This window comes from Glycomyces tritici (genome assembly GCF_030403505.1).
Genome location: NZ_JAUEMJ010000014.1, coordinates 92,638 through 111,315, shown reverse-complemented (window position 1 = coordinate 111,315; position 18,678 = coordinate 92,638). Strand labels below are relative to the sequence as shown.

The 18,678-nt window shown below is 68.7% G+C and carries 14 protein-coding genes and 2 rRNA genes; 8 read left to right on the top strand and 8 right to left on the bottom strand.

Annotation, left to right across the window (positions count from 1 at the left end; all coding sequences use genetic code 11):
• The 4 genes from QWI33_RS28075 to QWI33_RS28060 all read left to right on the top strand — a co-directional run.
• Positions 1–438: ribosomal RNA gene (locus QWI33_RS28075) — 23S ribosomal RNA — on the top strand; the annotation flags it as partial.
• Positions 439–584: 146 nt separating this feature from the next.
• Positions 585–701: ribosomal RNA gene (rrf, locus tag QWI33_RS28070) — 5S ribosomal RNA — on the top strand.
• A gap of 316 nt (positions 702–1,017) precedes the next feature.
• Positions 1,018–1,542, top strand: coding sequence for a carboxymuconolactone decarboxylase family protein (locus tag QWI33_RS28065; protein ID WP_289959998.1), 525 nt, complete (start codon positions 1,018–1,020; stop codon positions 1,540–1,542).
• A gap of 114 nt (positions 1,543–1,656) precedes the next feature.
• The gene (locus QWI33_RS28060) at positions 1,657–3,105 is read left to right on the top strand and encodes a sugar porter family MFS transporter (protein WP_289959997.1); all 1,449 of its coding nucleotides are present in this window, start codon (positions 1,657–1,659) and stop codon (positions 3,103–3,105) included.
• 66 nt (positions 3,106–3,171) lie between these two features.
• On the opposite strand, the gene QWI33_RS28055 is transcribed toward QWI33_RS28060, so the two are convergent.
• The 7 genes from QWI33_RS28055 to QWI33_RS28025 form a co-directional block, all read right to left on the bottom strand.
• The gene (locus QWI33_RS28055; protein ID WP_289959996.1) at positions 3,172–5,718 is read right to left on the bottom strand and encodes an ABC transporter permease; all 2,547 of its coding nucleotides are present in this window, start codon (positions 5,716–5,718) and stop codon (positions 3,172–3,174) included.
• A gap of 4 nt (positions 5,719–5,722) precedes the next feature.
• On the bottom strand, positions 5,723–6,490 hold the full coding sequence (locus QWI33_RS28050) for an ABC transporter ATP-binding protein (protein ID WP_353895575.1): 768 nt from the start codon (positions 6,488–6,490) through the stop codon (positions 5,723–5,725).
• 279 nt (positions 6,491–6,769) lie between these two features.
• Positions 6,770–9,301, bottom strand: a complete 2,532-nt coding sequence (locus QWI33_RS28045; protein WP_289959994.1) for an ABC transporter permease — start codon at positions 9,299–9,301, stop codon at positions 6,770–6,772.
• A gap of 2 nt (positions 9,302–9,303) precedes the next feature.
• Entirely contained in the window at positions 9,304–10,014 is a 711-nt protein-coding gene (locus QWI33_RS28040) for an ABC transporter ATP-binding protein (protein WP_309299882.1), read from the bottom strand.
• 350 nt (positions 10,015–10,364) lie between these two features.
• Positions 10,365–11,042 carry a response regulator gene (locus QWI33_RS28035; protein WP_289959993.1) on the bottom strand — a complete coding sequence of 226 codons (678 nt, stop codon included), beginning with the start codon at positions 11,040–11,042 and terminating at the stop codon, positions 10,365–10,367.
• Positions 11,039–12,286, bottom strand: coding sequence for a sensor histidine kinase (locus QWI33_RS28030; protein WP_289959992.1), 1,248 nt, complete (start codon positions 12,284–12,286; stop codon positions 11,039–11,041). The genes QWI33_RS28035 and QWI33_RS28030 overlap by 4 nt, the downstream gene beginning before the upstream one ends.
• Positions 12,287–12,351: 65 nt before the next feature.
• Positions 12,352–13,209: a RecB family exonuclease gene (locus QWI33_RS28025; RefSeq protein WP_289959991.1), complete on the bottom strand. Its 858-nt coding sequence runs from the start codon at positions 13,207–13,209 to the stop codon at positions 12,352–12,354.
• An 88-nt stretch (positions 13,210–13,297) separates the two neighbouring features.
• Between QWI33_RS28025 and QWI33_RS28020 the strand changes: the two genes are divergently transcribed.
• The 3 genes from QWI33_RS28020 (at position 13,298) to QWI33_RS28010 (ending at position 16,274) form a co-directional block, all read left to right on the top strand.
• Positions 13,298–14,044 carry a class I SAM-dependent methyltransferase gene (locus QWI33_RS28020; RefSeq protein ID WP_289959990.1) on the top strand — a complete coding sequence of 249 codons (747 nt, stop codon included), beginning with the start codon at positions 13,298–13,300 and terminating at the stop codon, positions 14,042–14,044.
• Positions 14,045–14,123: 79 nt separating this feature from the next.
• Positions 14,124–15,230, top strand: coding sequence for a site-2 protease family protein (locus QWI33_RS28015; protein WP_289959989.1), 1,107 nt, complete (start codon positions 14,124–14,126; stop codon positions 15,228–15,230).
• A gap of 120 nt (positions 15,231–15,350) precedes the next feature.
• The gene (locus QWI33_RS28010) at positions 15,351–16,274 is read left to right on the top strand and encodes a tRNA (adenine-N1)-methyltransferase (RefSeq protein WP_270116680.1); all 924 of its coding nucleotides are present in this window, start codon (positions 15,351–15,353) and stop codon (positions 16,272–16,274) included.
• Between the two features lie 101 nt (positions 16,275–16,375).
• Here QWI33_RS28010 and QWI33_RS28005 read toward each other — a convergent pair whose 3' ends face one another.
• Positions 16,376–16,663: a ferredoxin gene (locus QWI33_RS28005; RefSeq protein WP_289959988.1), complete on the bottom strand. Its 288-nt coding sequence runs from the start codon at positions 16,661–16,663 to the stop codon at positions 16,376–16,378.
• 118 nt (positions 16,664–16,781) lie between these two features.
• Between QWI33_RS28005 and arc the strand changes: the two genes are divergently transcribed.
• Complete coding sequence (arc, locus tag QWI33_RS28000; RefSeq protein WP_289959987.1) at positions 16,782–18,563, top strand: proteasome ATPase; 1,782 nt, start codon at positions 16,782–16,784, stop codon at positions 18,561–18,563.
• Positions 18,564–18,678 lie beyond the last annotated feature (115 nt).

Genomic DNA, 18,678 nt, shown 5'->3' with positions numbered 1-18,678 from the left:
TCCCCAAGAGTCCATATCGACGGGATGGTTTGGCACCTCGATGTCGGCTCGTCGCATCCTGGGGCTGGAGTTGGTCCCAAGGGTTGGGCTGTTCGCCCATTAAAGCGGCACGCGAGCTGGGTTTAGAACGTCGTGAGACAGTTCGGTCCCTATCCGCCGCGCGCGTAAGAGATTTGATGAAGGGCTGTCCCTAGTACGAGAGGACCGGGATGGACGAACCGCTGGTGTGCCAGTTGTCCCGCCAGGGGCATGGCTGGTTGGCTACGTTCGGGAGCGATAACCGCTGAAAGCATCTAAGCGGGAAGCGTGCTTCGAGATGAGATCTCTGTCAGGTTAATCCTGGTGAGGCGCCCTGTAGATGACGGGGTTGATAGGCTCGACATGGAAGCGTCGCAAGGCGTGGAGTGGACGGGTACTAACCGCCGAGAACTTAACATATCTTCGGTCTTGATAGAAACGTTCGAGACATTCACGCACACTATGCGATTCTGAGACAACACTTGTTGGCTCGATCGCCGGCCATGAAACCCTGTTACGGGGTGGATGGTCAGCTTGATCGCTGAACAAGTGCCCTCAAGGGTTTGTTTGGTGGTGAGAGCGGAAGTGACACACCCGGTCCCATTCCGAACCCGGTCGTTACGGCTTCCAGCGCCGATGGTACTGCACTCGAGAGGGTGTGGGAGAGCAGGACACCGCCAAACATCTACTTACAAAAAAGGCCCCCACCTCACGGTGGGGGCCTTTTCGTATGCTCTGATTCAGGAAGAAGTCGAGAGCGCGTCTCTCATCCTCGCCACACCGACTCCGATGCCGAAGATCGCACCTGTCACCAGGAATGTCAGTAGCGAGACGGTCACTAGCGCGATGGCGATTCCGATCGCACCTACGACGCTGAAAAATGTGCTCACGTGGCCTCCTCCGTTGCAGGCTCGACGACTGGGTACTTTGCCCTACCTGTATTGTCCCACATCGCTGGATAGTACGTAGCGGGCCTCACAAGTTAGTTGTGTCACAGTAGTGGACAGAGATTCAGTTTCGCGTCTTCCTGGCACAGGGCTGCCGGCCACCGCTTCGCGGCGGTTGGCGGCCGTCGGTCGGGATCCGATCAACCTGCACCGGGCGCTTGCGCACGCGCCGGCGCTCCTGGCGCCGGTGCTCGACCTCATCCATGCGCTGCGGTTCGATGCGACAGTGTCGCGCGGACTGCGGGAGCTGATGATCTGTCGGATCGCTCAGCTCGAGGACTCGCCATATGAGCTGGCGCATCACCTTCCGATGGCCGCCGATTCCGGTCTGGACTCCGAGCAGCTCGCGGCGCTCGACCGCTGGCGCGAGGCCGATTGCTTCAGCGGATCGCAGCGGGCGGTGCTCGGGTACGCCGAGTACCTCGGGGCCGGGGCTCCTCGTGACGATGCGGCGCTCGATGCGTGCTTCAGCCCGGCCGAGCAGACCGAGCTCACAGTCACCGGCGCGACCTACATCGCCTTGGCGCGGGTGCTGCGGGCCCTCGATGTGCAGATCGACGAGGGGCTTTCCGGTTGATTCGCGGCCTTGCGGGGTAGAGCTGATTGCGGCAAACGGTGATCTACGGGGGCGAATCCATCTTAGGATTTCGGCACGTATGGTACCGGTTCGAATCGGCAGCGGGAGTGGATGATGGCCACGGACAATGACGGTCTGATGCGCGGCGCGCCCCAAGTGGGCACCGCCTCGGCGGTGTTCGTCTCGATCGCCGCCGCTCTCGGCGGGTTCCTGTTCGGGTACGACACGGCCGTGATCAACGGGACGACCGGTGCGCTCGAAGTCCAATGGGGCATCGGCTCGGTCGAGACCGGCGTGGTCGTCTCCTCGGCGCTGCTCGGCTGCGCGGTCGGCGCCTGGTTCGCGGGTTCGCTCGCGAACAAGTTCGGGCGTCCGCGGGTCATGATGCTCGCCGCGGTCATCTTCTTCATCACCTCGCTGGGCAGTGCTCTGGCGACCGGCCCGGTGGACTTGACCGTCTGGCGAGTGACCGGCGGTCTGGCCATCGGTGCGGCGAGCGTCATCGCGCCCGCCTACATCGCCGAGATCGCGCCGGCGCATCTGCGCGGGCGACTGGGTTCGCTGCAGCAGTTCGCAATCGTGCTCGGCATCTTCTCGGCGCTGCTGGTGAACTACGGCATCCAGGCTTCGGCGGGCGGCGCGAGCGGTGAGGTGCCTTGGGGCGGTACGGCGTGGCGGTGGATGTTCGCCGCGGCCGCGGTGCCGGCGTTCGTGTACTTCATGTGCTCGCTGAACATCCCGGAGTCGCCGCGGTACCTCGTCGCGAAGCACCAGGAGGACAAGGCCAAAGCGATCCTGGAGAAGTACGTCGGCGGGGACGTGGACACGAAGATCGTGGAGATCCGGGAGTCCCTCCACAGCGATCACCCGCCGCGGATTTCCGATGTGCGCGGTCCGCGCTTCGGGCTCCTGCCGATCGTGTGGGTGGGCATCTTCCTGTCGATGTTCCAGCAGTTCGTCGGCATCAACGTCATCTTCTACTACTCGACCTCGCTGTGGCAGTCGGTCGGGTTCAGCGAGAACGACGCGTTCTTGACCAGCGTCATCAACTCGGTCGTGAACATCGCCGGTACGATCCTCGCGATCTACCTGGTGGACAAGGTGGGCCGCAAGAAGCTCCTGATGTGGGGCTCGATGCTCATGTTCCTCGCGCTCGGCACGATGGCCGTCATCTTCGCGACGGCGAATGTGGACGCGGAGAACAACCCGGTGCTCGGCGACGCCCAGGGCGTCATCGCGCTGATCGCCGCGAACGTGTTCGTCTTCGGGTTCGCGTTCACCTGGGGCCCGGTCGTGTGGGTGCTGCTGGGGGAGATGTTCCCCAACCGGATCCGCGCCTCCGCGCTCGGTGTGGCGGCGGCCGCGCAGTGGATCTCGAACTGGCTCATCACCGTCACGTTCCCCGAGCTCGCGCAGACCGGCCTGTTCCTGGCGTACGGCCTCTACGCGGCGTTCGCGCTGATCTCGTTCTTCTTCGTCGCCAAGATGGTCAAGGAGACCAACGGCGTCGAGCTGGAGGACATGGAGGCGCTCGAATCGGGCTCGTACAAGTCCGCCAAGTGACCCGCGCACAGCGATGAGGGCCGCCCCGGAAGGGGCGGCCCTCACTGGTTTCTTTGCGGTGTAACGCTATTCGTACGCGATCGCGCCGAGGATGTTGGTCTTCGCGGCCCTTGCCGCGGGGGCGATGGCGGCGAGGAGTCCGACGAGGACTGCTGCTGCCAGGTACCCGGCGATGAGGCCGACCGGGACCGCGAAGACGTCGACACCGCTGTCGGCCAGCGCGTTCTGGAGCGCCCAGCCGAGGCCGAGGCCCACAGCGATGCCGAGGATCGCTCCGAAGAGGGCGATGGTGACGCTCTCGACGATGACCATGCGGACGGTCTGGCCGCGGGTCATGCCGATCGCCCTGAGCATGCCCAGTTCGCGGGTGCGTTCGAGGACCGACAGGATCAGCGTGTTGACGACGCCGATGACGGCGACGATCATGGCCAGGCCGAGGAGCAGCTGGATCGCGATGATCGCGAAGTCGAAGAACACCGTGATCTCGGCGACGAACTCCTCGTGGTTCTGGGCGCTGACCTCGGGCTCTCCTGCGAGCGCGTCGTCGACGGCCGCGGTGACGGCGTCGATGTCGGCGCCGTCGGCCACATCGACCAGCGCCATCATCGGCTTGGTCGTGTAGAACTCCTCGACGTAGGCGGGGGAGACGTACCAGCCGTCGGTGTTCTCGTTGTCGGCGAGGATCGTTGCGACGGTGAACTCGTGCGCCTCGGTGCCGCGGCTGAACGTCGCGTTCACGGTGTCGCCCATGGCGACGCCGAGTTCGTCGGCGGTCGACTGGTTGACGGCGATCTCGTCGTCGGCGAGCTCCCCGGTGCCGCCTTCGGCGATCTCGCCGCCGAAGAGGTCGACGATCCCGCCGAAGTCGGTGGTGGTGTTGACGTACTGCTCAGTGCCGTCGATGTCGGCGATGTCGTAGTAGACCTCCACTGCGGCGTCGACGTCGTCGATCGCGCGGATGTCGTCCATGACCGCGGGGTCGAACGACGCAGGGAGCTCGGAGACGGCCGGGCCGGTGACGAAGAGTTCGGCCTTGACCGCTTCGCCGAAGTAGTCCTCGATGCTGGCCTTGACACTGGTGAGCAGGGTCGCGGTCGCGGTCACGAGGGTCACGCCGATCATGAGCGCGGAGGCGGTGACGGCGGTGCGCCGCGGGTTGCGTCCGGCGTTGCGGCGGCCGAGCTTCCCGGCGAAGTTCCAGGACCACAGCCTGCCGAGCGCCCCCACGAGGGGCTTGGACAGCCAGGCGGTGAGCATGGTGACGCCGACGAAGACCAGGCCGGCGCCGACGGCGGTGCCCGCGAGGTCGGCCTTGTCGCCGCCGAGGTTGTGGGTCAGGCCCAGGGCCATGGCCGCGACTCCCGCGAGGGTGACGATCGCGCCGGTGACGGTGATGCCCGTGATCGGCCGGTCGGCCTTGACCGCGGCGCGCATCGCCTCGACGGGCGGGACCTTGGAGGCCCTGACGGCGGGGACGAGGGCCGCCAGCACCGTCACGCCGATGCCGACCGCCAGTGCGGCGATGACGGCCGTCGGCGGCACGGCCAGGCTGACCTGGCCCGCGTCGAGGAACGAGTTCGCGATCGCGGCCGTCAGGCCGGCGCCTCCCGCGACGCCGACTGCGGCGCCGACCATCGCGGCGACCGTGCCGAGCAGGAGCGCTTCGGCGAGGATCGAGCGCACGACCTGGCCGCGTCCGGCGCCGATGGCGCGCATCATCGCGATCTCCTTGAGGCGACCGGCGATGACGATCGAGAAGGTGTTGGCGATGAGGAAGACCGAGACGAACACGGCGATGAGGCCGAATCCGAGCAGGAAGTTGCCGACGAGGCCGGTCAGTTCGGCGGACTGGGCGCTCGCCTCGGCGTTGTAGTCCTCCCAGGTCCTGACCTGCGATTCGTCGCCGATGACGGGTTCGAGGGCGGTGGCGAGGTCGTCGGCGTCGGTGCCGGGGGCGGCGTGGACGGCGAGGGCCGAGTAGGCGTCCGCGCCGTCGAAGACGAGGCGCTGGGCTTCGGTGGTGGTGAAAGCGATCTCGGTGCCGCCGCTGATGGAGTCGCGGCCGCCGGAGTAGCCGTAGACGCCGACGATCTCGTACGCGGTCTGCTCGGTGGTCGGCGTGTACACCGTGACCGTCTCGCCCAGGCCGAGGCCGGAGTCGGTGACGAACTTGGCGGAGACGGCGACTTCGCCGTCCGCCTCGGGGGCCCGGCCGTCGCGCAGCTCGCGGTCGTGGGCCTCATCGGCCCAGTTGGTGCCCATGGTGGGGGCGAGCGCGCCGACGATCTTGCCGTTGTCGCCGATGGCGCTGATCGTCCCGGAGACGGTGGTGCCGATCCGGTCGACGCCGGCGGTGGCTTCGACGCTGGCGAGGGTCTCGGCGGAGACGCCCTCCTGGACGAGGCCGTCACCCCGGGATTCGGGTGCGACCGGCTGCACGAGCACGTCGGAGCCGGCGAACGACTCGGCGTTCAGTTCGTCCACAGTGGCTTGGATGGAGGCGGTGAGGACCAGGGCGGCGGCGATGAACGCCGAGCCGAGGACGACCGCGAGGCTGGTGAGCGCGAGGCGGGCCTTGCGGGCCGCCATGCCCTTGAGTGCGGCGCGGAGCATGGGGTCAGGCGCCCTCTCCGGCGAGCGGGACGCGGGTCTCGAAGCCGCGCATCGTGTCGATGACGGCGTCGGCGGTGGGCTTGTGGAGGTCCCGGACGATCTGGCCGTCGGCGAGGAACACGACGCGGTCGGCGTAGGCGGCCGCAGAAGGATCGTGGGTGACCATGACGATGGTCTGCCCGAAGTCGTCCACCGACTTGCGCAGGAACCCCAGGACCTCACCGCTGGAGCGGGTGTCGAGGTTGCCGGTGGGCTCGTCGGCGAAGACGACCTCGGGGCGGGTGGCGAGGGCGCGGGCGCAGGCGACTCGCTGCTGCTGGCCACCGGAGAGCTCGGTCGGCTTGTGCGACAGGCGTTCCTGGAGATCGAGGGTGCGGATGATCTGGCTGATCCACGCCGGGTCGGCCTTCGCGCCGGCGATGGAGGCCGGGAGGAGGATGTTCTCTTCCGCCGTCAAGGTCGGGAGCAGGTTGAACTGCTGGAAGATGAAGCCGATCTTGTCGCGGCGGAGCTTCGTGAGCGCTTTGTCGTTCAGGCCGGTGATGACCGTGCCGCCGATGTCGACGGTGCCGCGGTCGGTGGTGTCGAGGCCGGCCAGGCAGTGCATGAGCGTCGACTTGCCCGAGCCCGAAGGGCCCATGATGGCGGTGAACTGGCCGGAGGCGAACGCCACGGACACATCGCGCAGGGCCACGACCTGGGCCTCGCCCGTGCCGTACGCGCGCCACAGGCCGGAGGCGGTGACGGCGGCGCGGCTGTGCTGCTGCGGCAGACCGTGCGTCTGCTGCGGGGCGTGGGGAGTGCTGAGTGGCACGGAAGCGCCTTTCTGATCGGGTGTCTTTCCTGTTCCCCCAAGGCTATTGAGCGGCGCTTCCGGGCGCTTCGGTCCGCGGGCCGGAGTTCCGTCCTCCCCGAGGCGGAGCCCGCGGCGCCGGGTCGGCCGAAAGACGGAGCCCGGAACGACCCCTGGCTCGGCCTTCCGGCCGTCCCCGGGCAGACGGGAGGGGCGGCGTCTGACAACGCCGCCCCTCACCTGGTTTCCGGTAGAGAGCTATTCGTAGGCGATCGCGCTCAGCACATTGAGCTTCGCCGCGCGGGCCGCCGGGGCGATCGCCGCGAGCAGGCCCACGGCCACGGCCGCGACCAGGTACGTGATGATGAGGCCCCACGGAAGCGCGAAGCTCGTCAGGCCCTCCTCCTCGAGCGCCTGCTGCACGGTCCAGCCGAGGCCGATGCCGACGGCGATGCCGAGGACCGCGCCGAACAGGCAGATGATGACGCTCTCGACGGTGATCATGCGCCGGGCCTGGCCGCGGGTCATGCCGATCGCGCGGAGCAGCCCCAGTTCCCTGGTGCGTTCGAGGACCGACAGGACCAGCGTGTTGACGACGCCGATGATCGCGATGATGATCGCCAGCGCGAGCAGGATCTGCACCGAGGCCAGGAGCACGTCGAGCTGACCGGTCTGCTGGTCCACGAACTCGGCGTTGTTGGTGACGCTCACTTCGGGTTCGTCGGCGAGGATGTCCTCCACCTCGGACTGGACCGCGGTGACGTCAGCGCCGTCGGCGACCTGGATGTAGGCCTGCATCGGCTTCGGTACGGTGAAGTTCGGGATCTGCGCCGGCGAGACCCACCAGCCGTCGGTGAGCTGCGAGTCGTCCAGGATCGCGGCGACCTGCAGTTGCGCGGTGGCGTTGTCCTTGGCGAAGGCCACTTCGACGGTGTCGCCGAGCGCGAGGCCCCGATCCTCGGCGGCGGACTCGTTCACGACCAGGCCGTCGTCGGGCAGGTTCTCGATCGAGCCCTCCGCGACTGTGCCGCTGAAGATCCCGAGACTGGTGGGGAGGTCCTCGCTGGCGTAGAGCATGGTCGGCTCGTCGTCGATCTTCGCGCCGAAGAACTCGCCGTAGAGGTCGCCGACCGCCGCCACATCGGGCAGCGCCTTGATCTCGGCGAGGGTCTCGGGCATGAACGTGGGGATGTTGGCCCCCTGCTGCCCCATGACGATGAGGTCGGATTCGAGGTTCGAGTCCGTGAGCTCCGTGGTGGTCTCCTTGAAACTGGAGACCAGTGTGGCGATGCCGGTGACGAGTGCGACGGCGATCATGAGCGCGGACGCGGTGATCGCGGTGCGGCGCGGGTTGCGCCCGGCGTTGAGCTTGCCGAGGCGGCCCGCGAAGGACCACGACATGACCGCGCCGAGCAGCGCCACCAGCGGCCGCGACAGGATCGGCGTGAGCAGCGTGATGCCGACGAACGCGATCCCGACGCCGCTGAGGAACCCGGGCAGGCCGAGGTCGCCGAGGTTGTCGGTGAGGCCGAGTGCGATCAGGACGCCGCCGACGCCGGTGACCACCAGGCCCGCGATGGTGATGCCGCGCAGCGGCTTCGGCGGGTTGACGGCGTCGCGCATCGCGGCCACCGGCGGGACGCCGGAGGCTTTGATGGCGGGGACGAACGCGGAGAGCACGGTGACGCCGATGCCGACCGCCAGCGCCCATAGGGCCGTGGCCGGGACCTGCAGCTGGACCGGCAGGCCGCCCATCACGGTGGAGCTGACCAGCTGGGACAGGCCCCAGCCGAGCAGTACGCCGAGGCCGAGGCCGAGGATGGAGGCGATGACGCCGATGACGGCGGCTTCGGCCAGGACCGATCCGACGACCTGGTTGCGGGCGGCGCCGATGGCGCGCAGGAGTGCGAGTTCGCGCTGGCGCTGGGCGACGATGATCGTGAAGGTGTTGATGATGAGGAACACCGAGACGAACACGGCGACGAGTCCGAAGCCGAGGAAGATGTAGCCCATGATGTCGGCGACCGCGGCGAAGCCTTGGGCGGCTTCCTCGCTGGCCTCTTCCCCGGTCTGGACGCGGTAGTCGGATCCGATCGCGTCGGCGATGGCCTCGGTGGAGGCGTCGCCTTGGATGTAGATCGACATGTACGCGTCCTGGCCGTCGGCGAGGAGGCGCTGCGCTTCGGTGACGGTGAAGGCCATCTGCGTCTCGCCGGCGAGCGAGTCGCGGTCGCCGGCGAGGCCGAAGACGCCGACGATCTCGTATTCGGCGCGGTCGGCCGAGTAGGAGTAGGCGGTGACGGTGTCGCCGATGTCGAGCCCGGAGTCCTTGACGAACTGGGTGGAGACGATGACTTCGTCGTCGGCCTGGGGTCCGGTGCCGTCGCGGATCTCGTTGAGTCCGGTCGACTGGTCGTTCCAGTTGAAGCCGATGGTGGGGGCGAAGGCGCCGACGAGTTTGCCGTCAGCGCCGATGGCGTTGATCTGGCCGGAGACGTCGCCGTCGGCGGTGTCGACGCCGTCGACGCTGCGGACGGTCTCGAGGACGTCGCCGGGGATGAGGGTCGCGCTGGGCGTGTTGCCTTGGGCGGCGGCGGGGTCCTCTGCGGAGGACACGACCGCGTCGACGTCGGTGAAGGCGTCGGCGATGACGCCGGTGACGGACTTCTCCATGGTGGCGGTGAGGATCATCGCGGCGGCGACGAACATCGTGCCGAGGACGACGGCGAGGCTGGTGAGGACGAGGCGGGCTTTGCGGCTCGCCATGCCCTTGAGGGTGGCGCGCAGCATGGTTAGGCGTGCTCCCCTTGGGCGGCGGCGACGAGCTCTTCGAAGTGCTTCATCTTGTCGATGACCTTGTCTGCGGTCGGTTCGGACATGTCCTCGACGATCTGGCCGTCGGCGAGGAACACGACGCGGTCGGCGTAGGCGGCCGCGGACGGGTCGTGGGTGACCATGACGATGGTCTGCCCGAAGTCGTCGACGCTGGTGCGCAGGAAGCGGAGCACTTCGGCGCCCGAGCGGGTGTCGAGGTTGCCGGTGGGCTCGTCGGCGAAGACGACCTCGGGGCGGGTGGCGAGGGCGCGGGCGCAGGCGACGCGCTGCTGCTGGCCGCCCGAGAGCTCGGTCGGCTTGTGGGAGAGGCGGTCGGCCAGGTTGAGGGTCTTGATGATCTGGTCGAGCCAGGCCGGGTCCGCCTTGGCGCCGGCGATGGCCGCGGGCAGGGTGATGTTCTCTTCGGCCGTCAGCGTCGGGAGCAGGTTGAACTGCTGGAAGATGAAGCCGATCTTGTCGCGGCGGAGCTTGGTGAGGGCCTTGTCGTTCAGGCCGGTGACGGCGGTGCCGCCGATGTGGACGGTGCCGCGGTCGGTGGTGTCGAGGCCGGCGAGGCAGTGCATGAGGGTGGACTTGCCCGAGCCCGAAGGGCCCATGATGGCGGTGAAGGCGCCGGATTCGAACTGGACCGAGACGTCGCGGAGGGCGACGACCTGGGCCTCGCCCATGCCGTAGGCCTTCCAGAGGCCTTCGGCTGATACTGCGGTGGTCTTGACGGGGGATGTGGTGGACACGACGCGCTCGCTTTCGGTGAAGGTGTCGATGTGCCGAGGGATATCGGTGTTGTGGTTTCCGGTTCCGCGAGACGCCGCTCGCGAAGTCGTTGTGCCAGAGGAGCGTTCAAAGATGACGTCGACTCGCCTGATTGTGACATCATACCTGATGTCATTCGGCGTCGCGGCTCATGGTCAACTTCGACGATATTGGACGCTGGGCACCGGCGCATCCGCTTCGCGGACGGTCTTCGTCTACGTCGAGAGGCGGAGGCCCCGGTACCGGGGTAGGACGGGCCGGGGCTTCAGTCCGTGCCGCCGGGCTTGACCAGGCCGCTCTCGTAGGCGAGGACGACGGCCTGGACGCGGTCGCGGACGCCGAGCTTGGTGAGCAGGTGGCCCACATGGGTCTTCACGGTGGTCTCGCCGACGGTGAGGGTCTCGGCGATCTCGGCGTTCGTGAGGCCCTTGGCCAGGAGCAGCAGCACTTCGCGCTCGCGGGCGGTCAGGCAGTCGACGATCGCGGGCTTGACGTCGCCGTCGCTGCCGCGGTGCTCGGCGAAGCGCCCCAGGAGGGTCGAGAGGATGTGCGGTGCGACGACCGCGCCGCCCCGGTGCACGGTCCGGATGGCCTCGACCAGGTCCGCGGCGGGCGCGTCCTTGGTGAGGAACCCCGCGGCCCCGGCCCGCAGCGCCCCGACGACGTACTCGTCCAGGTCGAACGTGGTCAGGACGAGGACGCGGGAGGGGAGGTTGGCCTGCACGATGTCGGCCGTGGCGGCGACGCCGTCGCGGCGGGGCATGCGGATGTCCATGAGTACGACGTCGGGGACCAGCCGCCTGGTGAGGTCGAAGGCCTCGACGCCGTCGCCGGCCTCGCCAACGATGTCGATGTCGGTCTCGGCGCCGAGGACCATCTTGAAGCCCGCGCGCAGCAGCTGCTGGTCGTCGGCGAGGAGGAGGCGGATCGGCCGGTCGTTCAACGTGTGACTCCCTGGAGGTGGGCGTTCTTGGGGAAGCGGGCCTCGACGAGGTAGCCGCCGCCGGGCCGTGGCCCGGCTTCGAGGGAGCCGCCGTAGAGCGTGGCGCGCTCCCGCATGCCGATGAGGCCGTGGCCGCCGGAGAACCCCGAGACGACGGGGGCGCCGTGCCCGGAGTCGCCCACGGAGATGCGGAACTCGTTGTCGCCGTAGTCGACCACGACACCGGCCCTGGCCTGCGGACCGGCGTGCTTGATGGTGTTCGTGAGGGCCTCCTGGGCGATGCGGTAGACCGCCAGGCTCACGCCCGTCGGCAGCGGGTACTCCTCGCCGCGGACGGTGTAGCGCACCGGCAGGCCGGCGTCCTTGGTCTGCGCCACCAGCGCCCGCAGCGAGTCCACTGTAGGCTGCGGCTCGAGGTCGGCGCTGCCGCCTTCGTCGCGCCCTTGCCGCAGGACGGTGAGGATGTCCCGCATCTCCCGCAGTGCGGTGCGCGCGGTCTGGTTCACCGTGGTGAGCGCGTCCTCGGCCGCCTCGGGGTCGGTCCGCAGGACCCGCTTGGCCCCTTCGGACATGACCCCGATGACCGAGATGTGATGGGCCACCACGTCATGCAGCTCCCGGGCGATGCGCCGCTGCTCGTCCGCGACGGCCTGGGCCGCGAGCGCCTCCTGGCGCTCCTCGGCGAACCGGGCGCGCTCGGAGAGCTCGGTGAACTTGCGGCGCCGGCTGCGCATGACCGTGCCGACGAAGCAGGCGGTCGCCGCCATGGCCAGGTTCAGCAGCGTGATGATGGCCCCGCCGGTGGCGGTCTCGCCGGCGTACACGGGCCAGAAGTAGAGGAGCACCGAGAGGGTCACCGGAATCCACACCGCTCCGGCGATGACGAGCGCGCGCGGCAGCGGGCGGTGCGCCGCGGCGGTGTAGGTGAGGATCAGCCACGTGAAGCCGTTGTCGCCGGCCAGCCAGGGCTGGTCGAACACGATCGCCCCGGCGAGCGCCGCCAGCGTCCCCGCCACCGCCAGCCACAGCCACTTGCGACGGAAGGCGATGGGCGCCAGGGAGAGGGCCAGCATGCCGATCTCGTGGAGCCCGAACTGCTGCTCCGACGCGTCCGCGGCGTCGATCACCACGGCGAGCGTGCTCGCGTACGTGGCGAAGAGCGCCGCGGCGAAGAGCGCGTCCGCAGGGAGCGGGCGATCGTGGAACCAGCGGCGCAAGCGTGTGAAAACGGAGGCGGCGTGCACGCTCTACACCGTATCCGCCGTTCCCGCCCGCTTCATCGAACGCGAGAATGATCCGCGAGTACGCCTCAGGGAGGAGGCGCGCCCTCCGCCGACAGGTCGTCCACGGGCATCGCCAGGCCCGGCAGGACCGTCGTCAGCGGGTACGCAGGCGGCTCGCCGCCGAACTCCGGGCACAGCGCCTGGTGCGCGCACCAGCCGCACAGCTTGGACTTCTGCGGCCGGAAGTCGCCGGTGGCGATCGCCTCGCGCATCACCGACCACAGCGCCTTGAGGGTCTTCTCGAACGCCTCCAGCTCGCGCTCGTTGGGGGAGTAGTCGAGCATCTGCCCGTCCCCCAGATACATGAGCCGCAGCAGGGTCGGCACCGTTCCCCTGGTGCGCCACCACACGAGGGCGTAGAACTTCATCTGGAACAGGGCCTTGTCCGCGAACCGGTCCGGCGGGCGCTTCCCCGTCTTGTAGTCCACGAGGCGCACGAGCCCGGCCGGGTTGACGTCGGCCCGGTCGATGAACCCCTTGAGCGACGTGCCGTCGTCGAGCGTCGTGGTCACCAGGCACTCGGTGCGGTGCGGCTGGAGCCGCTGCGGGTCCTCCATCGCGAAGTACGTCTCGACCAGGCGCCGCACGTTCCGCAGCCAGTCCGACTCGTCGTCGAGCCCCTCGAACAGCGCCGCGTACTCGCCCGAGGCCTGGAGCTTCGCCCACTCCGGCTCGATCATGGCGAGGGCCTGCCGCGGGGTGCGCCTCCCGGCGTCCAGCTCGTACAGCCGCTCGAGCACCGAGTGCACGAGCGTGCCCTGCACCTGCGCCTTCGACGGCGGCTCCGGCAGGCGGTCGACCGCGCGGAACCGGTACAGCAGCGGGCACTGCTTGAAATCCCCGGCGCGCGAAGGGGAGAGCTGGGTCGGACGGGTGGCTGACATGCCCCGAGCATATGACGGGCCACCGACATCCCGACCCGCCGCACCCGGGCGCGCCCCAACTAAACATAACGCGTGTACTGTTTGTGGTATGACCATCGACGCGAACGCCGCACGCTCCTTCGGCCCCGCCGCCGACCTCTACGACGCCATCCGGCCCACCTACCCCGCCGAAGCCCTCCGCTGGCAGACCGGCGACACCCCGCAGGACATCGTCGACCTCGGCGCCGGCACCGGCCTGCTCACCCGCGGCCTCATCGCGCAAGGCCACCGCGTCACCGCCGTCGAACCCGACGACCGGATGCGCGCCAAACTCACCGCCGCCAGCCCCGGCCTCACCGCCGCCCACCCCGGCGCCGCCGAAGCCCTCCCGCTGCCCGACGCCAGCGCCGACATCGTCACCGCCGGACAGGCCTTCCACTGGTTCGACCGTGAACGCGCCCTCCCCGAGATCCACCGCGTCCTGCGCCCCGACGGCCTCCTCGCCCCCATCTGGAACGTCCGCGACGACGACACCCCCTGGGTCGGCGCCCTCACCGAGGCCATCGGCGCCTCCCAAGGCGAACGCGACGCCCTCGCCGCCACCGAGCGGGACTACTTCGGGCGGCGCTTCGGCGAACCCGAGTACCGCGTCTTCCGCCACGACATGCCCCTCGACCGGGCCGGGCTCCGCCGCCTCGTGCAGTCCCGCTCCTACTACCTCACCGCCGACGACGCCCGGAAGCAGCGCATCCTCGCCGTCGTCGACGAGGTCGCCGACACCCACCCCGACCTCCGCGGCAAGGACGCCTTCGCGATGCCCTACAAGACCTACGCGTTCAAGGTCCGCCCCGCCTGAGATCGGAATCCTCTCAAGCCCGCCCGCCCCGCCCGTTCCCCGGACCCGCGGCACGGGCGGGCGCGTAGCATTGCCGCCGATGTCGACTGCAAACGCGCTGGCCTTCCGCCGATCCGGGTTCACCCTCGTCCGCTTCAAGGGCATCCCCGTCACCCTCGGCTACACCTGGCTGCTCCTGGCCGCCGTGGTCGTGGTCGTCTACGCCCCGATCGTGCAGCGCTCGGTCCCCGGCCTGAGCACCGGCGCCTCGCTCATCGTCGCGGCCCTCTTCGCCGTCACCCTCCTCGTATCGGTGTTCCTCCACGAACTCGGCCACGCGCTCGTGAGCCTGCGCGCCGGCATCGGCGTACGCCAGATCAACCTCGACGCCCTCGGCGGCTTCACCGAGATGGAACGCGAGGCCCCCCGGCCCGGGACGGCCGCCGCGATCGCGCTCGCCGGCCCGGCCGTCTCCGCCGTCCTCGGCGGGATCGGCCTCGCCGGCCTCTTCCTCACCGAACCGGGCTCGCTCCCCTGGCAGTTCGCCTTCCAGATCTGCGTCGCCAACCTCCTGGTCGCCGTCTACAACCTGCTGCCGGGGCTGCCCCTCGACGGCGGCAAAGCGCTCCAGGCCGGGATCTGGGCCGCCACCGGCGACCGCTGGACCGGGTTCCGCGTCGCGGGATGGGCCGGGCGCGTCGTCGCAGTCGGCACCGTCGCGGCCGGCCTGTGGCTGTTCGCCTCGAACTGGTTCTCCGGGTTCGGCCTGATCCTCCTCATCTTCGTGGCGTTCGAGCTGTGGCGCGGGGCGACCAGCGCGATCCGCGCCGCCCGCATGGGCCCGCGCGTCAAAGCCCTCGACGCCGCACTGCTGGCCCGCCCGATCGTCCTCGTGGCCGCCTCGGCGACGCTGGGGGAGGCGCTGAGCGCCGCGAACGGACGCGAGATCGTCGCCGTCGACGGCAAGCCGGTCGGGGTCCTCGACCACGCCGCCGCCGAGGCGGTCCCGGCCGACCAGGTGGCCGCGATGCCCCTGGCCGGGCTGCTCCGCTCGGCCGCGCAGGTCCCGGGCCTGAAGGCCGAGCTCAAGGGCCAGGCGCTGGTGGACGTGATCGGCAGGAGCGGCGCGGAGCGGTTCTTCGTCGTCGATGAGGGCCGCCTGACAGGGCTGCTCTACACCGCCGACGTGGTCAAAGCCCTCCGTTAAGATGCTCCGGACCTACCGGGCCTCGGCGAAGCTCGAGCAGCCTCGGCGAAGCTTGCGAGCCGTAAATGAGCGGCTTTGGCGAAGCTCGCGAGCCGTAAAATGAGCAAGGAGCGCAACGAAGTGGCATTTGACCTGCTGGGACCGGGCGACCGCGTCCAGCTGACCGACGCGAAGGGCCGCATGGCCACGATCACCCTCGCGGAAGGCGGCGCGTTCCACACCCACCGGGGCAGGCTCTTCCACGACGACCTCATCGGCAAGCCCGACGGCGTCACGGTCACCACGGAGGGCGGCACGGCCTATCTGGCCCTGCGCCCGCTCCTGCCGGACTACGGCCTGTCGATGCGCCGCGGCGCCCAGGTCATCTACCCCAAGGACATCGCGCAGATCCTCACGTTCGGCGACATCTACCCCGGGTCGCGGGTCGTCGAGGCGGGGGCCGGGTCGGGCGCGCTGACGAACTGGCTGCTGCGGGCCACCGGCCCGACGGGCCACGTCTACTCCTGGGAGCTGCGCGAGGACTTCGCGAAGATCGCCGAGGAGAACGTCCGCGGCTACTACGGCGAGGTGCCCGAGCACTGGACCCTGACGGTGGGGGACGTGGCCGAGGCCGACCTCGAGCCGGTCGACCGGGTCGTGCTCGACATGCTCTCCCCGTGGGAGGTGCTGGACACTGTGGAGCGCATCCTGCGGCCCGGCGGCGTCTTCATCGGGTACGTCGCCACCACCACGCAGATGTCGGAACTCGTGGAGGCCCTGCGGGAGCGCAAGACCTTCACCGAGCCGGCGGCATGGGAGTCGCTGATGCGCGGCTGGCACCTCGAGGGCCTGGCGGTGCGCCCCGACCACCGCATGATCGCCCACACCGCCTTCCTCATCACCGCCCGCAAGCTCGCTCCGGGGACGGTGGCGCCGATGCGGAAGCTCAAGCCCTCGAAGGGGCAGCAGGCGCTGCGCGAGCGCAAGGAGCGGATCGCCGCCGAGGCCGAGGCGCGGGCGACCGAAGCCCTGCGGGCCACTGAGGACGACGCCGCCGGTTCGTAACGATCCGGTCACATTCTGAGTCGGATTCACGACTCTTCAAGTGCTGAAACGAGATTCGGGCGGGTGACGCGATCGCGTCACCCGCCCGAATCTCGTTCCCGCTAGTCGTCCGCGCCGGGGCCGGCGACGGCCGTCTTGTCCCGCCGGTCGCGGACGTAGATGCACTCGCCGGGGCAGTCGTGCGCCGCGTTCACGATGTCCAGGCGCAGGTGTTCGGGCACGTTGACTTGCGAACCGGCCGTAGTCAACAGCTCACCGTCAGAATCCTTCACGTAGGCGAGCCCGTCGATGTCGAACTCGAAGACCGAGGGCGCGTACTGCACGCAGAGCCCGTCGCCGGTGCAGGCGTCCTGGTCGATCGATACCTCGAGTTCACGTTCCTCAGCCATGTCCCCCAGATTAAATGAACTCAAGATGGTGGACCAATGTCGGTGTCGAGTCTTACTATTGGCCTCCCCAGCCAGCTACGGTTGGAGTAAGAAAACCATCTCCTGGGAGGTGTGACCCGTGGCACGAAGCAACGATGACCGTCGACAGAACCTGGGCCAGGGCTCAGAGCACGACGAACTGTCAGGACAGGTCGAAGAGCTCCAGGAAGAACTGGCCGCGGCGCGACGCCGTCTCACCGAAACGCCCCGACACATGCACATTCTGGAGGAGCGGCTCGCCGCCGCCCAATCCCAGATCGACCGCCTGTCGGAGCAGAACGAGCGGCTCGTGGCCACCTTGAAGGAGGCTCGCGAGCAGATCGTCTCGCTGAAAGAGGAGATCGACCGGCTCGCTCAACCGCCGTCCGGCTACGGCGTATTCCTGGGCGCCCGTGAGGACGGCACTGTCGACGTCTTCACCTCCGGGAGGAAGTTCCGCGTCTCGCTCGCGCCGTCGATCGACGTCGAAGAGCTCGAACGCGGCCAGGAAGTCCTGCTCAACGACGCCATGAACGTGGTCGAGGTGCTCGACTACGAGCGCATCGGCGAGGTCGTGACGCTCAAGGAGCTCATCGAGACCACCGACGGCAGCCCGCCGGACCGCGCGCTGGTGACCAGCCACGCCGACGAAGAGCGGGTCGTGCTGCTCTCGGAGGCGCTCATCAACGGGCCGCTGCGCGCGGGCGACTCGGTCATGATCGAGCCGCGCGCCGGGTACGCCTACGAGCGCATCCAGAAGAGCGAGGTCGAAGAACTCGTCCTCGAAGAGGTCCCCGACGTCGACTACTACGACATCGGCGGCCTCGACGGCCAGATCGAGATGATCCGCGACGCCGTGGAGCTCCCGTTCCTGCACGCCGACCTCTTCCGCGAGCACGAGCTGCGGCCGCCGAAGGGCATCCTGCTGTACGGCCCTCCGGGCTGCGGCAAGACGCTCATCGCCAAGGCCGTCGCCAACTCGCTGGCCAAGAAGGTCGCCGAGATGCGAGGCGAGGAGGCCTCCGGCCGGAGCTACTTCCTCAACATCAAGGGCCCCGAGCTGCTGAACAAGTACGTCGGCGAGACCGAGCGGCACATCCGCCTGGTCTTCCAGCGGGCCCGTGAGAAGGCCAGCGAGGGCATGCCCGTCATCGTGTTCTTCGACGAGATGGACTCGATATTCCGCACCCGCGGATCGGGCGTCTCCTCGGACGTCGAGAACACCATCGTCCCCCAGCTGCTGTCGGAGATCGACGGCGTGGAGGGCCTGGAGAACGTCATCGTCATCGGCGCCTCGAACCGCGAGGACATGATCGACCCGGCGATCCTGCGGCCCGGCCGCCTGGACGTCAAGATCAAGATCGAGCGGCCCGACGCCGAGTCGGCGAAGGACATCTTCTCGAAGTACATCACCCCGACCCTGCCGCTGCACGACGACGACCTCGCCGAGCACGACAAGGACCGCGACGCCACCGTGCAGTCGATGATCCAGGCGGTCGTCGAGCGGATGTACTCCGAAGTGGACGAGAACCGCTTCCTCGAGGTCACCTACGCCGACGGCGACAAGGAAGTGCTCTACTTCAAAGACTTCAACTCCGGCGCGATGATCGAGAACATCGTCGCGCGGGCGAAGAAGATGGCCATCAAGGACTTCCTGACGCACCAGTCCAAGGGCATCCGGATGAGCCACCTCATCGAGTCCACAGTCGACGAGTTCCGCGAGAACGAGGACCTCCCGAACACCACCAACCCCGACGACTGGGCCCGCATCTCCGGCAAGAAGGGCGAGCGGATCGTCTACATCCGCACGCTCGTCTCCGGCAAGGGCGCGGACTCCGGCCGCAGCATCGACACCGTGTCGAACACCGGTCAGTACCTGTAGCGAAGCGGAAGGTACCTAAAGCGCAGCCTGTAGCGAAGCGGAAGGTACCGGAGGCTCAGTCTGTAGCGAAGCGGAAGGTACCTGAAGCACCGGTAAGCACCAGTGATCACCAGCG

Bases quoted from the DNA above. Each gene is read 5' to 3' on its own strand.
- QWI33_RS28060 (WP_289959997.1), top strand. From the start codon at position 1,657: ATGGCCACGGACAATGACGGTCTGATGCGCGGCGCGCCCCAAGTGGGC.
- QWI33_RS28055 (WP_289959996.1), bottom strand. From the start codon at position 5,718: ATGCTCCGCGCCGCACTCAAGGGCATGGCGGCCCGCAAGGCCCGCCTC.
- QWI33_RS28045 (WP_289959994.1), bottom strand. From the start codon at position 9,301: ATGCTGCGCGCCACCCTCAAGGGCATGGCGAGCCGCAAAGCCCGCCTC.
- QWI33_RS28040 (WP_309299882.1), bottom strand. From the start codon at position 10,014: ATGGGCGAGGCCCAGGTCGTCGCCCTCCGCGACGTCTCGGTCCAGTTC.
- QWI33_RS28025 (WP_289959991.1), bottom strand. From the start codon at position 13,209: ATGTCAGCCACCCGTCCGACCCAGCTCTCCCCTTCGCGCGCCGGGGAT.
- QWI33_RS28020 (WP_289959990.1), top strand. From the start codon at position 13,298: ATGACCATCGACGCGAACGCCGCACGCTCCTTCGGCCCCGCCGCCGAC.
- QWI33_RS28015 (WP_289959989.1), top strand. From the start codon at position 14,124: ATGTCGACTGCAAACGCGCTGGCCTTCCGCCGATCCGGGTTCACCCTC.
- QWI33_RS28005 (WP_289959988.1), bottom strand. From the start codon at position 16,663: ATGGCTGAGGAACGTGAACTCGAGGTATCGATCGACCAGGACGCCTGC.